Below are 14,323 nucleotides of genomic sequence, written 5' to 3'. Positions count from 1 at the left end.
TCCGGACGGCCCCATCGGGACGCCACGCGTACACCTTGAGGACACTCCACCGATGGGGTGATCAACCCGGGTACGGCGCAACGCTCACGGGACCGGCGCGTTTCCCATGGCGTGCGCCCTCTGGCAGCGGCGCGCGCGGGGTCCGCGTCGACCGGCCCCCGGAACCCGGCGGTCGCGGCGGCGGCTCCGGTGGTACCGCAACGCCGGGCCGTTCGACCGGTCCGACACCGACCGGTCGCGCCGGACCGTCCCACCGGTCCGTTCCCCGGTCCATCTGGTGAGAGGTGATGTCATGATCCTGACGAACGAGACCCGCAGACCGCCCGCCCCGCCGAGAACCCCCCCGGCAGGGCCCCGCCGAGCGGTCGTTCCCCCGCTCGCCCCCGGCGCACTGCCCGGGCTCGGCCACGCCCCGGCCCTGCTGCGGGACCCGCTCGGCTTCCTCGGCTCCCTCTCCCGGTACGGCGACGTGGTCCGGATCCGCCTCGGCCCGCGCACCGTCTGCGTCGTCACCGACGCCGGCCTCGTGCACACGCTGCTCGTCGCGCTCGCCCACGACTGCCCCCGCGGCGCCGTCCAGGACACCCTGAGGACGGCTTTCGGGGACGGCCTGCTGATGTCCGAGGGCCGCGCCCACCGCGACCGCCGCCGGATCATCCAGCCCGCCTTCGGCCCGGACCGGATGGCCGACTACCTGGCGGTCATGCACCGGGTCACCGAGGAGCGGGCCGATCGCTGGCGCCCCGGCCAGGTCCTCGACGTGGCCAAGGAGATGAACCACCTCGCGCTGGAGATCGTCACCCGCGCGCTCTTCGACGCCCGGCTGAGCGAGGACGCCACCCTCGCCTTCCACCGCGCCCTGCCCGACCTGGTGAAGGGACAGATCGTCCAGTCCCTCTACCCGCACCCGGCGCTCGCCCGGCTGCCACTGCCGGTGAACCGGCGCTTCGACGCCGCCGTCCGGGTGCTCAACCGCGTCGTCGACCAGGCCGTCAACGGCACCGCGCCCGGCGGCCGGTACGGCGCGCGCGGCGGACCGGCCGAGCACGGCGGACCCGGCGGACCGGCGTTGCGCGGCGGGCCGGTCGGGCCCGGCGCCGGTGCGGCCGGGGGCGGCTGCCCGATGACCGGGGGCGGGGCCCGGCGCCCCACCCTGCCCGCCCTGCTGCGCGCCGCCGTCGACCCCGCCACCGGACGGCCGCTCACCGAGGCGGACGTCCGCTCCGAGGCGATCACCATGTTCGGCGCCGGCACCGAGACCGTCTCCACCACGCTGACCTGGCTGATCGACGAACTGGTCCGGCACCCCCACATCGAGGCCCGCGTCCTGGCCGAACTGGACGAGCACCTCCCGGCCGGGACGGTGCCCACCCCGGAGGCGCTCGCCCGACTCGCCTACACCCGTGCCGTCACCCAGGAGGTGGTCCGGCTGCACGCGCCGAACGCCTTCCTGATGCGCACCGCGCGCGTCCCGGTCACGCTCGGCGCCTACCGGATCCCGGCCGGCACCGAACTGCTCTACAGCCTCACCGCGATCCACCGCGACCCCGCCCTCCACCCGGACCCGCTCCGGTTCGACCCCGACCGCTGGTACGACCCCGACGGGACCGGGGGAACGGGCACCGGCGGTACCGCCGCGACCCGGCAGGCCTTCCTCCCGTTCGGCGCCGGCAAGCACAAGTGCATCGGCGAGGCCTTCGCCTGGGCCGAGTTGACCGTGGCGGCCGCCGCCGTCCTGCGGCGCTGGCACCCGACGGCCGTCCCCGACGCGCGGGCCCGCGAGGTCGTCTGGACGACCGTCCAGGCCCAGGGCCTGCGGGTGCGGCTCACGCCGCGCGGCGGAAGCCGGGCGCCGCACGCCCCCGGCTCGCGCCGCACCCCGGCGCCGGGCGGCCGGGACGACGCGCCGGCCCGGTGCCTGCCGATCGCCGGGCCGCGCCGCTCGACCCTGCTGCCCGCACGGTCGACGGTGCTGCCCGGCCGGTCGGCCCGGTCCGCTCCCGGCCGGTCGTACCCGGCGGCGCTGCACACCACCGCGCTGCGGACCGCCGCCCGGACGGTCGCCCGCACGGCTTCGCGGGCCACCGATCCGCGTACCTCCGACTCGCGCGCCACGGAGGCGCGCAGCGTCTCGCGCAACGCCGACCGAACGGGCCCGCGCCCTCGCGGCGCCGGCAGCGAGCCCCTCGCGCCTGGGCCGGGCACCGCTCGGCGCCTCGTCCTCCTCGGACCCGTAACGGCCGTCCCCCGGCCCGCGCCGTCCCCCCGAACCACGCCGCGGGCCCGACCGGCGGGCCGCACCGGCACGGCCCGCCGTCCGCTCCTCCGGCCCGGCACCGAATTGGCCCGAACCCCGGCCGAACTCACCGCCGCCACCGCCCGGCACGACGACTGGGCGCTCGCCCACGGCCTGCTCGCCCCGGCCGACCTCGCCCGCTACCAGTCGTTCGCGCTGCCCGAGCTGATCGGCCACGCCTACCCCCGCGCCCGCGGCGCGGAACTGGACCTGCTGATCGACATCCTGGGCTGGTTCACCATCCTCGACGACCGCTTCGACGGCCCGCCGGGACGGGACCCCGCCACGGCCCGCGCCGTCGTCGCACCGCTGCTCGCCGTCGTGGCCGGCCGCCCCGTCCCGGCTGGCGGCCCCCAGCCCCACCTGGTCGACGCCTGGCGGGAACTGTGGCAGCGCCAGACCGCCCCCATGTCACCGGAGTGGCGCCGACGCACCGCCGACGAATGGCGCTCCTGCCTGGAGACCTTCCTCGCCGAGACCGCCCACCGCGCCGCGTGCACCCACCCCGACCTCGCCGAGACCGTCCGGCTGCGCCGCCACGCCAGCTGCCTCTATCCGTTCATGGGCATACTGGAGCACGTCCACGGCGGCGAGGCACCGGCCGCCCTGCACCGGGACCCGGCGCTGCACCGCCTGCGCGCGAACACCGCCGATGCGGCGACGCTGATCAACGACCTGTACTCGGCCGACCGGGAGGAACGCCAGCAGGTCGCGGCCTTCAACACCGTGCTCACGCTGCAACGGGTCCGCGGCTGCACCCGGGCGCGGGCGGTGCGGTCCGTCGGCACGAGGATCGCCCGGCTGACCGCGGAGAGCGAGTCGCTGCGCCGCCGGCTGCTGCTCCGTCACCCGGAGGGCGGCTGGTACCTCCACGGCACCCGGGAACTCGTCGAGGGCGTCCACGCCTGGACCAGCACCAGCCGGCGCTACACCGGCGGGGACGCCGCGCGCTGATCCCGGGCGGGCCGGGTCACTTCCGGTCGCCGAGGGCGAACAGCAACAGGACGAAGCCGGCGAACAGGTGCGTGGCGAAGATGTAGATGCCCGCCCGGATCAGCATCGCCCGACGCCGGGCCTTCTCCTCCAGCGTCGCCCGCCGACCCGTGGTGGCATCGTCGCCCGCGGCACCGCTACCGGGTGCGGTGCCGTCGTGGCCGGTGGTGCCGTCCGGGCTCATCGGTGGCCCGCCGGGGTCGCGGCGGCCTCGGGCCCGCGCAGCTCGCCGAGCAGCGCGTCCTGGTCGGTGATCAGCTCGGTCAGGATCCGCCGGGCGGCCCGCAGCAGTTCGGCGACGTCCGGTGTGCTGAGGGCGTAGACGACGGTGTTGCCCTCGCGGGTCGCGGTCACCAGCTGGGTACGGCGCAGGACGGACAACTGCTGGGAGAGATTGGACGGCTCGATCCTGATCTCGGCCAGCAGCTCGCGCACCGGTCGCGGTCCGTTCTGGAGCAGTTCCAGGACGCGGATACGGACCGGGTGTCCGAGCGTGCGGAAGAACTCCGCTTTCGCCTGGTAGAGCGGGACCGGCATCGTCCGTTCTCTCCTGCGGGTCGGGGACGGGCTCGTTGGCCGCCGGGCGGCGTGAAGCATCATCCTTGCGGATGAAGATTTCTTCAAGTCGTCATCACCGAACACGGAAAGCGGATGCAGAGCGGCGGGAAAGCCGGGGGCGCCGAGGAGCCGACAGCCGCGGGGATACGCGGCGAGCCGTGGGGAACCGTGGCGCGCCGCGGGGAGGCAACAGTGCGGGCCCGGGACCGTTGGCCCCGGGCCCGCACCGCCCTACCGGGCGCGCGTCATCAACACGGCACCACGACGTCGACGGTCACCGGAACGGGACCCCACGGGTAGGCGGAGGCACTGAAGCTGCCGTGCACGGTGGAACCGCACGGAACGGTGCCGCCGACGCCACGCACCTGCACGGTGCTGGCGGTGAAGCGGGTGTACCCGCTGACCGAGCCGAGCGACGCGCCGCCGACGACCTGACCGGACAGGCCGGTGATCAGCTCGACGGTCTGCGGCCACGGGGTGCCGGGGCTCGGCGGGCCGGCCAGGCTGATCTGCCCGTACAGCTGGACGTTGTCACCGGTGATCTCGGCGCACACCCGGGTCGACAGACCGGCCTGCAGGCCGGAGGCACCGCAGGTGGTGGTGGTGCCGATGATGCCCGTGGTGGCGGTCTGGGCGGCACTCGCCTCGGCCGGCACGGCCAGCAGGGCAGCCGCGCCGACGATCCCGGCCGCGGTCAGGGTGAGTCGGTTCATCCGCATGTCCGCTCCTCCTCTTCTCTCTTTGACTGCAAGGAATCAACATGGCCACATGTGACATTTCACATGTGGCATGTCGTAAGACTTTCATGCGATTCCAATGCAAGAAAGGGCCAAGATCAGAACAGTTGATGATCAGACTGGAAACTGGCCTTCGATGGCGTGATTCTCAGCCCTCGATGGCGTGAATCACTACTCGCCCAACGGCACTCGGCCGGCACTCAGCCGCTGGGCGCTCTCGATCGCCATGTCCATGAACGCGAGGGCGTCGGCCCGCCGGGTCAACGGGTTCGGATAGCGGGAGCGCCCCCGTCCGCCGTCCCGGATCCGCAGGCACTCGTCCACGATCCGGTACCAGCGCTCGTCGAACACCGCCCGGGCGTACTCGCCCGCCCCGCGCTTCGAGGCGATCCGCCCGGTCGCCAGCGTGAAGTGCGCGCGGCTCACCCCGAGCACGCCGTGGGCCGGGCCGGCCCCGTCCAGAAGGGCCAACCCCGCCCGCGAGGCCAGCCGCGAGGAACGCCGCCGCCACGGGCGCCAGTAGTCCTCCAGACTCCCGGCCGTCCACACCGCGAGCTCCCCCGGCGCGGTGTCGATCATCAGCTCCTGGGCCCGTGGACCACAGAGCGTGACGCCGTGCCGCGCCAGGGTGTGCCAGAGCACCGGCGTGCGGTCGGTTCTCACCCGGTGCCGGACCGTCCCCCCGAGCACCTGCGGTCCCGGCGCCGCCTGGGTGGGCGGGCCCGCGAGTTCGTGCCAGGTCAGATAGGGGCCGTCGAACGCGGGGCGCGGATAGCGGGCCGCCAGCCGGGCGTGCGCGCGCTCCAGCCCCGCGAGCTGCGCCGCCGTCACCGGATCGGCGGACACGGCCACGAAGTCGATGTCGCTCCGCGCCGGGTGGAAGTCCCCCAGCGCGGCCGAACCGACCACGTAGAGGCCCTCGACCAGCCCGGGTGCGGCGGCGTCGACCAGGGTCAGGTAGGCGTCGGCGATCTCGTGTACGAGAGGGTGCACAGTCACGGCGGCAAGCCTGCCATCCGGATGACCCTCCGTGTCCGCTCGTTTCCGCTAAGGATCGGCGCGTGTTGGTCAGCTGTGCACCCTCTTCGCGCCACCCTCACTCCCTTTCGCGCCACCCCCTCGCCACCCTCGCCACCCGCGCCACCCCGGGTGGGAGCGGGCGGACAGGCTCTGCGGGGGCCGGCCGACCGGGGCGGCGGGGGCAGCCGGCCGGGCGGCGAGCGCCGGTGGACGGGGGCGGGTGCGCGCGGATGCCGAAGGCACGGGCGTAGGCACGGGCGTAGGCACGGGCGTAGGCACGGGCCTCGGGTGCAGGCGGGACTCAGCGGGCGTGCGGGAGCCGGAGCGTGCGGGCCCAGGGACGGACGGGCCGGGCAGGCTCAGGAGCGGGCAGGCCCAGGGGCGGGCAGGCTCAGGAGCGGGCGAGCCGGGCCGGGCAGGCTCAGGGCCGACTGAAGGAAGTGCGGAGGGTGTCCACGCGGCCGACGGCGCTGCTGAACTCCCCGGCGTCCAGACGGCCACTGTCGAGGGCGACCGCGATGGCCTCCGCGGCGGCGTCTCCCTGCTGGACGTCGCGGGCGGAGCACAGCAGGAGGTCCATGCCCGCCAGGGCCGCGGCGACCGCCCGCTCCCCGGTGTCCCCGAAGGCGGCGAGAGCACCGGCCTCCAAGGCATCGGTGACGGTCACCCCGCGGAATCCGAGGCGCCGACGCAGCTCGCCCTGGACGACGGCGCCGGACAGTCCGGCCGGGCGCTCGGCGTCGAGGGCCGGATAGACCGCCCAGGAGGCCATCACCAGCCGGACCCCGCCGGCGATGGCGGCACGGTAGGGCTCCTCGCCCCGTGCCCGGAGCTCGGCCAGCGGGACCGGCAGGACGACCGGGCGTTCGTCGGTGTTCTCGTCACGGGCCGCGGCGCCGAGACCGGGGAAGTGCTTGGCGGTGGCGGCGACCCCCAGCTGCTGCTGGGCGGCGAGGAAGGCGGTGGCCGACTCGGCGACCGCCTCGGGCTGCCCGCCGTAGGAGCGCTCGAAGTGGTCGATGAAGTTGTCCGGTGCGTCGAAGACGTCGAGTACCGGCGCGAGGTTGACGTTCAGGCCCGCGTCGATCAGGGTGCCTGCCGCTCCCGCGCCGGACCGGGCCGCGTCCCCGGCCGGATCGGCGGCCGCGCCGGTCTGCCGGGCCGAGCGGACGGGCTCCCCGGGCAGCCGCCGGACCTTCCCGCCCTCCTGGTCGGTCATCAGCAACAGCGGTGCGCCGGAGGGCGATTCCTGCGCCGCGCCCTTCAGCATCTGCACGGCCAGCCGGAGTTGCTCGGGCGAGGGAGCGTTCTCCTTGAACAGGATGACACCGGCGGCGCGGCCCGCCCGGATGGTGTCGAGCAGTTCCGGCGGAGGGGTGTCGCCGGGGTAGGAGTAGACGATCCGACGGCCGGCGAGCCGGAGCGACGCGGCGGTGGGCGCAGCGGTGGGCACGGTGGTGCTCCTTCCGGTGGGAGTCGGGTTCCCCGGGGTCGTCCCGACCCCGTCGGTGTCGCTGGCGGCGCGGGTCGCGGTGCCCGTGCCCGGGTCGACGGGCCCGGTCGGCCGGTCGGGTGGCGCCTGTACCGCCACCGGCGCGACCGGGCCGAGCCCGGTCGCCGGACCCACCGCCGCCAGCAGCAGTACCAGGAGCGCGAAGCGGACCCGTCGGCGGGACGTCCGACGGGTGCTGCGGCGTGACGGGCGGGGCATGGGGCCTCCACGGCGGGGCGTCGACATCCGGCCTCCCTCGGTCGGTCGGGATCCGGGCCGGGCGGGATCCGGACCGGGCGGGCGGGCCGGTCGGGTCAGGCGGGTCGGGCGGGCGGGTCGGCCCGGTTTGGTCGGGTCGGGCGGGTCGCCCCGGGAACGGCCAGGATCGTCGATCGGTGCGCGGGAGTCGACGGGTTCGACCGCGGACACGCCGCCGGTGCCGCGGACCCCGCGACCGGACGGCGTAACAGCAGCAGCCTCACCCCGGGCACGGTGGTCCCGCCTCCCGGAGCAGCCGTCCGAGGACGGCGACGCCCTCCTCGATCTCGCCCGGTGTGCCGGCCCCGTACCCGAGGACCAGTCCCGGCGGGTGCGGCAGCCGGGCGTGCCAGGACAGCGGGTGCACCTTCACCCCGTGGGCCAGCGCCGCCGTCGCGAGCTCGGTGTCGGTGCAGGGCAGACCGTCGGGGAAGGTGAGCATGAGGTGCAGCCCGGCCGCCGCGCCGTGGACCGCGGCACCGGGCAGGTGGGCGGCGACGGCGGCCGTCGTGGCATCGCGTCGGCGCCGGTGGCGGGTGCGCTGCAGCCGGAGGTGGCGCTCCAGGGCGCCCGATTCCATCAGGTGGGCGAGGACCAGCTGCGGGAGTGCGGCGTTGCCGAGGTCGCTGAGCCGTTTGGCGTCGACCAGGGCGTCCCGGTAGCGGGCGGGGGCGAGCACCCATCCGGTGCGCAGCGCGGGGGCGAGCAGCTTGGAGACGCTGCCGAGGTAGACGACCTGCTCGGGGAGGACACCGCGCAGGGCGGGCACGGGCGGGCGGTCGTAGCGGTGTTCGGCGTCGTAGTCGTCCTCGATCACGAGCCCGCCGTCGGCCGCCCATTGGAGCAGTTCGCGGCGTCGGGCGCCGCCGAGTACGACGCCGGTCGGGAACTGGTGGGCCGGCGTCAGCAGCACGGCCCGGGCGCCGACGGCGCGCAGCGCGTCCACCCGGATGCCGTCCGCGTCGACGGGGACGGGCGGGGTGGCGGTGATCCGGTGACCGAGGTGCTGCCGGGTGCCGAGGGAGCCCGGGTCCTCGACGGCGACCACGTCCAGGCCGTCCGCACGCAACACCTCACCGACGAGGGCGAGCGCCTGGGCCGCCCCGGCGACGACGAGAACCTCCCCGGGATCGGCGCGGATGCCGCGGTTGCGGGCCAGCCAGTCGGCGACGGCGCGGCGCAGGGCCGGGGTGCCGCGCGGGTCGCCGTAGCCGAAGTCCGGTGCGGCGAGGTCGCGCAGGACGGCGCGTTCGGCGCGCAGCCAGGCGGTACGGGGGAAGGCGGCGAGGTCGGGGACGCCGGGGGTGAGGTCGATCCGGGCGGGGGCGGTGCGGAGGGAGTCGAAGACGGTCGTGGCGGGTGCGCCGTCGAACGGCGAGGCGGGCGCGGGGGTGGTGCGGGCGGGTCCGGGGCGGGCGGGTCCGGGGCCGGTACCGGCGGGGTGTGTGCCGGCGGGGCGGGCGGGCGTCGGGCGGGCGGGCGTCGGGCGGGGGGCCGGCGGGCGGGTGGTCGTGGGCCGGGGCGGCGGCACGGTCTCCGGGGCGAACTGGTCGACCACGACGGTGCCGCCCCGGCCCAGGCCCGCGATCCTCCCCTCCTCGGTGAGGCGGCGGTAGGCCTCGGTCACCACGCCGCGCGAGACCCGCAGGTCGGCGGCGAGCACCCGGGTGGCGGGCAGCCGGCTGCCGACGGGGAGCCGGCCGTCATCGATCGCCGCCCGGAGCCGGCGCGCCAGCCAGTCCGCGAGTCCACCGGCGGGCGCCTGCCCGGGGTCGAGCTGGAGAAAGTCCGCACCCGCCGTTCTGGACCTGTCGATCGAATGATCATTGGACCTGTGCACCGGTCCATTGTGCCGGGAGGGTGAAGACATGACGACCACCAGTGCATCGGCCGACACCACCGCGATCGCTTCCCCTTCGGCCCCTTCCCCTGCGGCCCCTTCCCCTGCGACTCCTTCCCTTTCGACTGCTTCCCCGGCGCACCCCGACCGGGCCTATGTGCACGGCTACTCCCCCGCCGAGGCCCGCCGCCTGGGCGATCAGGCCGACAGCCTCGCCGGGCTGCTGCACGCCGGCACGGTGTACCCGCCGGGCAGCCGGGTCCTGGAGGCCGGCTGCGGGGTCGGCGCCCAGACGGTGCACCTGCTGGAGTCCAGCCCGGGGCTGCTGCTGACGGCCGCCGACATCTCCGCCGACTCGCTGGCCCGGGCCCGGGCCCGGGTCGCGGAACAGCTGCCGGAGGCCCGGGTCTCCTGGCACCACGGCGATCTGCACCGACTCCCGTTCCCCGACGGTTCGTTCGACCACCTCTTCCTCTGCTTCGTCCTGGAACACCTCGCCGACCCGGCGGCCGCGCTGACAGCACTGCGCCGGGTGCTGCGCCCGGGCGGCACCGTCACGGTGATCGAGGGCGACCACGGCTCGGCGTTCTTCCACCCCCGTGGTGAGGCCGCGCAGCGCGTCGTCGGCCACCTGGTCCGGCTCCAGGCGGACGGCGGCGGGGACGGCCTGATCGGACGGCGGCTGTACCCGCTGCTCACCGGGGCCGGGTTCCGCGACGTCTCGGTCGCCCCGCGCACGATGTACGTGGACGGCGGCCGCCCCGAACTGGCCGAGGGGTTCACCCGGCGCACCTTCGTCGCGATGGTCGAGGCGGTCCGCGCCGACGCGCTCGCGGCCGGCCTCGACACGGCCGAGGACTTCGACCGCGGCGTCGCCGAGCTGCGCCGCACGGCCGAGCCGGACGGGTCGTTCCACTACACGTTCTTCAAGGCGGTGGCGGTCGGTCCGTGACCGGCCGTCGGGTGCGGCCCGATCATTCGGGGTCGTCCCCGAGGGTGCCGAGGAGGGTGCGCAGGGCGGCGACGAAGTCGGCGGTCCTCGGCTCGTCGAGGTCGCCCAGGATCCGGCGCTCGGTCGCCAGGTGGTCCGGCAGGGCGCGGTCGATCAGGGCGTAGCCCTCCTCGGTGAGCTCGACCTCGCGGCTCCGGCCGTCGGAACCGCTGGGGGTGCGCGTGACCAGGCCGCGCGCCTCCAGCCGGTCGAGGCGCTGGCTGATCGCCCCGGAGGTGACCATCGCCGACTGCATCAGCAGGGTCGGGGTGAGCCGGTACGGCGGGCCGCTGCGGCGCAGGGTGGCGAGCACGTCGAAGGAGGCGAAGTCGAGGTCGTGCCGGGCGAAGGTCTCCTTCAGCTCGGCGTCGACCAGTCGGGACAGCCGCTTGAGGCGGCCGATCACCTCCATCGGCGAGACATCCAGGTCGGGGCGCTCGGCACCCCACTGCTGCACGATCCGGTCCACATGATCCACGCGGTCTGCCATGCCCCCACCCTAAACGATGCCTTAGCGGTGAGATACCTCACAGCACCCGCCCCTCGGGCGGACCTTGCAAAGATGCCTTAGCGCTGAGATATATTGGCTTAGTGCTAAGGAATCGACTCGCCATCGTGCTGCTGACCGCCCTGGCCCCGGCCATCTGGGGCTCCACCTACCTCGTCACCACCGAACTGCTGCCGCCGGGACGCCCGCTGCTCGCCGGCGTGCTCCGCGCCCTGCCCGCCGGACTGCTGCTGATCGCCCTCACCCGCCGCCTGCCGACCGGCAGTTGGTGGTGGCGCTCGCTCGTCCTAGGCGCCCTGAACATCGGTGCCTTCTTCGCCCTCCTCTTCGTCGCCGCCTACCGTCTTCCCGGCGGGGTCGCCGCCACCGTCGGCGCCGTACAACCGCTGATCGCCGCCGGCCTGTCGGCCGCCCTGCTCGGCGACCGGCTCTCCCCGCGCACCCTCCTCTCCGGCATAGCCGGGGTGGCCGGCGTCAGCCTGCTCGTCCTGCGTGCCGGCGCCCAGTTGGACGCCCTCGGCATCGTGGCCGCGCTCGGCGGCGCGGTGGTCATGGCGACCGGCGTCGTCCTCTCCAAGCGCTGGACCTCACCGGCGCCGCTGCTCGCCACCACCGGATGGCAGCTCACCGCCGGCGGCCTGCTGCTGCTCCCGGTCGCCCTCCTGGTCGAGGGACCGCCCCCGTCCCACCTCACCGGCGCCAACCTGCTCGGCTACGGCTATCTGAGCCTCATCGGCGCGGCCGTCGCCTACGCGCTCTGGTTCCGCGGCATCCGCGCCCTCCCTCCGACCTCCGTCACCTTCCTCGGACTGCTCAGCCCCGTGGTCGCCACCGCCCTCGGCTGGCTGGTCCTCGGCCAGGACCTCTCGCCCGTGCAGGCCCTCGGCGCGCTGATCGTGCTCGGCTCCCTCGTCGCCGCCCAGACCCAGCGCCCGCGCACCCCGTCGAGGACGGTGACGGCCCCGCCCGTCGGCGTACCCTCCGACCACAGCGGTCGACCGGCCGACGACCGCACCCGCCAGTCCGTCTGACCGAGCGCCCGCGTCACCTCCGTCCCGCCGTTCCGATCCGTTCGACCCACCCGAGGAGAACCGCCCATGAACATCACCGTCTTCGGCGCCACCGGCAACGTCGGCAGCCGGGTCGTGGCCGAGGCCGTCGCCCGCGGCCACCACGTCACCGCCGTGCTGCGCGACCCGCACCGCCCGCACACGCTCCCCGCCACCGTCCGGATCGCCACCGGGGACGCCCGCGACCCCGAGGACGTCCGCCGCCTCGCCGCCGACCAGGACCTGCTGGTCACGGCCACCCGCCCGGCCCCCGGGCGGGAGGACGAACTGGCCGTCGCCACCAAGGGTCTGCTCGCCGGACTGGCCGGCACCGGCGTCCGACTCCTGGTCGTCGGCGGCGCCGGAAGCCTCACCGTGCCCGGTGGCGACGGCGTCACCCTCGCCGACTCCCGGGACTTCCCCGCCGCCCTGCTGCCCATCGCCAACGCCTGCGGCGAGCAGTTCTCCCTCTACCTCGCCGAGACCGAGGTCGACTGGACCTACCTCAGCCCCTCCGCCCTGCTCGCCCCGGGCGAGCGCACCGGACTCTTCCGGCTCGGCCGCGACGAACTCCTCGTCGCCCCCGACGGCACCTCGACCATCTCCATGGAGGACCTCGCCGTCGCCCTCCTCGACGAGGCCGAGCGGCCCGCGCACCGCCGCGTCCGCTTCACCGCCGGCTACTGAGTGCCGCCCACCGGCATGCCTCCCCCCGCCCGCTCCGCCCGAAACACCCCATCACCGACACGGTGGTGTGTTTCGGGCGGAGTCGTGTGACGACACGTCAACTACTGGACGAGGCCGTCACTCCGGAGGACGGCCGGCTGCACCGGGCCACCGGTTCGGGGTGGTGCAGGCACCACCGGAAAGACGGGTGCGCACCTGATCGACCACGATCGATCCGACCGTCAGGATCGTGCCATGACCACACGAGACCTGACCCGTACCAGCACCCCCAGCACAGGTACCTCCGCCACCGGTACCTCCACGACCGGCGCCCCCACCAGCGGAGCCTTGGCCCGCCGCGTCCGCCGAACCGGGCCCGGCCGGCGCACCGCCGCGCTGCTCACCCTCCTCGCCCTCGCCTCCACCACCGGCACCGCCGGTGCCGTCGCGGCGCCCACCGGGGCGGCCGCCGCCGTCCCCACCCGCTACGCCCACCAGCAACTCACCTGGCAGACCTGTGCGGAGGAGGCCACGCTGGAGTGCACCACCATGACCGCACCCAGGGACTGGCACCACCCGGGCCGCGGCCCGGACATCACCGTCGCGGTCTCCCGGCACCGCGCGACCGATCCGGCCCGGCGGATCGGCACCCTGCTCACGGCCGCGGGCGGCCCCGGCGGCGAGGGGCTGCTCCGCCCGGCCGACCACGTGCGCAACGCACCCGCCCTCGGCGCCTCCTACGACATCATCGGGTTCGACCAGCGCGGCGTCGGCCACAGCACCCGGGCCGTCTGTCGGACCACCGAGGAGCTCCGCTCCTTCTTCTCCGGGGACTTCCGCGACGACACGCCGGCCGACCGTGCCCGCGTGATCGCCGGCTCCGCCGCCTTCGCCGCCGACTGCGAGCAGCGCAGCGGCGGCCTGCTGCCCTTCCTGACCACCGAGCAGACCGCCCGGGACATCGACCTGCTGCGCGCCCTCCTCGGCGAGCGCCGGATCAGCTACTACGGACCCTCCTACGCCACGATGATCGGCGCCTACTACGCGACGCTCTTCCCGCACCGGATCGAGCGGATGGTGCTGGACAGCAACATCGGCTTCGACGACACCTGGGAGCGGTTCCAGTCGGGCCAGCCGATGAGCTTCCAGCGGCGCTTCGAGGAGGACTTCCTGCCGTGGCTCGCCGCCCGCGACGGCGTCTACCACTACGGCACCACCCCCGCCGAGGCGAAGGCCCACTGGGAGGCCCGTCGCGCCGCACTCCACGAGCACCCGATCGTCGACGGCCGGCTCACCCTCGGCCCGAACCAGCTGGACAACGGCACCATCCAGGGCATCTACCGCGAGAGCAACGGCTTCGCCCAGCTGGCCACCGCGCTGACCGCACTCGACGACTGGCCGGGCGCCGACCCGGCCGCCCGCACCACTGCCCGGCGGGTCTTCGGCGACTACCTCGGCCCGGGGTTCCTGGCCGAGTACTTCGCCGTCACCTGCAGCGACACCCCCTGGGACCGCGACCTCTCCCACTGGGCCGCCCGGGGCACCGAGAACACCGCCCGCTGGCCGCTGGTCGGGGCCCGCACCCTCGCCTTCGCCGCCGTCTGCGCCTCCTGGCCGACCCCGACCGCGCCCCGGGTCCGGGTCACCGGCGCGGGCCTGCCCCCCACCCTGATGCTCAACTCGGTGCACGACCCCGCCACGTACTACGAAGCCGCCCTCTCCGCCCACCGAGCCCTGCGCGGCTCCCGCCTGGTGACCGTCACCGGCAACGGCGACCACGGCCAGTACCCGGGCCCCAATGCCTGCGTCCGCAACGTCGTCGAGTCCTACCTGCTGACCGGCGCGGCCCCCGCCGACGACCTCACCTGCCCCTCCCCCACGACATCCTGAAGGGCGGGACGCGTGGCACGGCCGA

The 14,323-nt window shown here is 75.1% G+C and carries 12 protein-coding genes; 5 read left to right on the top strand and 7 right to left on the bottom strand.

Going from position 1 to position 14,323, the window contains the following annotated elements; genetic code table 11:
• The first annotated feature begins 292 nt into the window (after window positions 1-292).
• The gene (locus ACIPYS_RS19820; RefSeq protein ID WP_400747597.1) at window positions 293-3,250 is read left to right on the top strand and encodes a cytochrome P450; all 2,958 of its coding nucleotides are present in this window, start codon (window positions 293-295) and stop codon (window positions 3,248-3,250) included.
• Window positions 3,251-3,266: 16 nt separating this feature from the next.
• On the opposite strand, the gene ACIPYS_RS19815 is transcribed toward ACIPYS_RS19820, so the two are convergent.
• The 6 genes from ACIPYS_RS19815 to ACIPYS_RS19790 all read right to left on the bottom strand — a co-directional run bounded on the left by ACIPYS_RS19815 (window position 3,267) and on the right by ACIPYS_RS19790 (window position 9,194).
• Window positions 3,267-3,473, bottom strand: a complete 207-nt coding sequence (locus ACIPYS_RS19815) for a DUF6126 family protein (protein ID WP_400747595.1) — start codon at window positions 3,471-3,473, stop codon at window positions 3,267-3,269.
• Window positions 3,470-3,826: an ArsR/SmtB family transcription factor gene (locus ACIPYS_RS19810; protein ID WP_400747593.1), complete on the bottom strand. Its 357-nt coding sequence runs from the start codon at window positions 3,824-3,826 to the stop codon at window positions 3,470-3,472. The genes ACIPYS_RS19815 and ACIPYS_RS19810 overlap by 4 nt, the downstream gene beginning before the upstream one ends.
• A gap of 269 nt (window positions 3,827-4,095) precedes the next feature.
• Window positions 4,096-4,566 (bottom strand): hypothetical protein, encoded by a 471-nt coding sequence (locus ACIPYS_RS19805; protein ID WP_093858927.1) that lies wholly within the window; start codon window positions 4,564-4,566, stop codon window positions 4,096-4,098.
• 189 nt (window positions 4,567-4,755) lie between these two features.
• Window positions 4,756-5,583: a nucleotidyltransferase domain-containing protein gene (locus ACIPYS_RS19800; RefSeq protein WP_093858928.1), complete on the bottom strand. Its 828-nt coding sequence runs from the start codon at window positions 5,581-5,583 to the stop codon at window positions 4,756-4,758.
• 442 nt (window positions 5,584-6,025) lie between these two features.
• A complete protein-coding gene (locus ACIPYS_RS19795; protein WP_400747591.1) occupies window positions 6,026-7,315 on the bottom strand; it encodes a glycoside hydrolase family 3 N-terminal domain-containing protein in 1,290 nt (429 codons plus the stop codon).
• A gap of 259 nt (window positions 7,316-7,574) precedes the next feature.
• A complete protein-coding gene (locus ACIPYS_RS19790) occupies window positions 7,575-9,194 on the bottom strand; it encodes a PLP-dependent aminotransferase family protein (RefSeq protein WP_400747589.1) in 1,620 nt (539 codons plus the stop codon).
• A gap of 157 nt (window positions 9,195-9,351) precedes the next feature.
• On the opposite strand from ACIPYS_RS19790, the gene ACIPYS_RS19785 reads away from it, so the two are divergent.
• The gene (locus ACIPYS_RS19785; protein ID WP_400747587.1) at window positions 9,352-10,146 is read left to right on the top strand and encodes a methyltransferase domain-containing protein; all 795 of its coding nucleotides are present in this window, start codon (window positions 9,352-9,354) and stop codon (window positions 10,144-10,146) included.
• A 22-nt stretch (window positions 10,147-10,168) separates the two neighbouring features.
• Here the strand turns inward: ACIPYS_RS19785 and ACIPYS_RS19780 are convergent, their stop codons facing one another.
• Window positions 10,169-10,675 (bottom strand): MarR family winged helix-turn-helix transcriptional regulator, encoded by a 507-nt coding sequence (locus ACIPYS_RS19780; protein ID WP_093858931.1) that lies wholly within the window; start codon window positions 10,673-10,675, stop codon window positions 10,169-10,171.
• Window positions 10,676-10,776: 101 nt separating this feature from the next.
• Here ACIPYS_RS19780 and ACIPYS_RS19775 point away from each other — a divergent pair, with 101 nt between their 5' ends.
• The 3 genes from ACIPYS_RS19775 (at window position 10,777) to ACIPYS_RS19765 (ending at window position 14,298) form a co-directional block, all read left to right on the top strand.
• The gene (locus ACIPYS_RS19775; protein WP_162497187.1) at window positions 10,777-11,724 is read left to right on the top strand and encodes an EamA family transporter; all 948 of its coding nucleotides are present in this window, start codon (window positions 10,777-10,779) and stop codon (window positions 11,722-11,724) included.
• Window positions 11,725-11,790: 66 nt separating this feature from the next.
• Window positions 11,791-12,429, top strand: a complete 639-nt coding sequence (locus ACIPYS_RS19770; RefSeq protein ID WP_093858932.1) for an NAD(P)-dependent oxidoreductase — start codon at window positions 11,791-11,793, stop codon at window positions 12,427-12,429.
• A 234-nt stretch (window positions 12,430-12,663) separates the two neighbouring features.
• Window positions 12,664-14,298, top strand: coding sequence for an alpha/beta hydrolase (locus ACIPYS_RS19765; protein ID WP_400747583.1), 1,635 nt, complete (start codon window positions 12,664-12,666; stop codon window positions 14,296-14,298).
• The last annotated feature ends 25 nt before the right edge of the window (window positions 14,299-14,323 follow it).

The organism is Kitasatospora sp. NPDC089913, assembly GCF_044748625.1.
In the GTDB taxonomy this organism is placed as follows: Bacteria; Actinomycetota; Actinomycetes; order Streptomycetales; family Streptomycetaceae; genus Kitasatospora.
Note: the sequence above shows the minus strand (reverse complement) of the source record. Positions and strands in the feature narration are given on the sequence as shown.

What these genes read in the sequence shown, in the direction of transcription:
- ACIPYS_RS19810 (WP_400747593.1), bottom strand. Translation starts at nt 3,826, where the DNA reads ATGCCGGTCCCGCTCTACCAGGCGAAAGCGGAGTTCTTCCGCACGCTC.
- ACIPYS_RS19795 (WP_400747591.1), bottom strand. Translation starts at nt 7,315, where the DNA reads ATGCCCCGCCCGTCACGCCGCAGCACCCGTCGGACGTCCCGCCGACGG.
- ACIPYS_RS19780 (WP_093858931.1), bottom strand. Translation starts at nt 10,675, where the DNA reads ATGGCAGACCGCGTGGATCATGTGGACCGGATCGTGCAGCAGTGGGGT.
- ACIPYS_RS19815 (WP_400747595.1), bottom strand. Translation starts at nt 3,473, where the DNA reads ATGAGCCCGGACGGCACCACCGGCCACGACGGCACCGCACCCGGTAGC.
- ACIPYS_RS19805 (WP_093858927.1), bottom strand. Translation starts at nt 4,566, where the DNA reads ATGCGGATGAACCGACTCACCCTGACCGCGGCCGGGATCGTCGGCGCG.
- ACIPYS_RS19820 (WP_400747597.1), top strand. Translation starts at nt 293, where the DNA reads ATGATCCTGACGAACGAGACCCGCAGACCGCCCGCCCCGCCGAGAACC.
- ACIPYS_RS19765 (WP_400747583.1), top strand. Translation starts at nt 12,664, where the DNA reads ATGACCACACGAGACCTGACCCGTACCAGCACCCCCAGCACAGGTACC.
- ACIPYS_RS19770 (WP_093858932.1), top strand. Translation starts at nt 11,791, where the DNA reads ATGAACATCACCGTCTTCGGCGCCACCGGCAACGTCGGCAGCCGGGTC.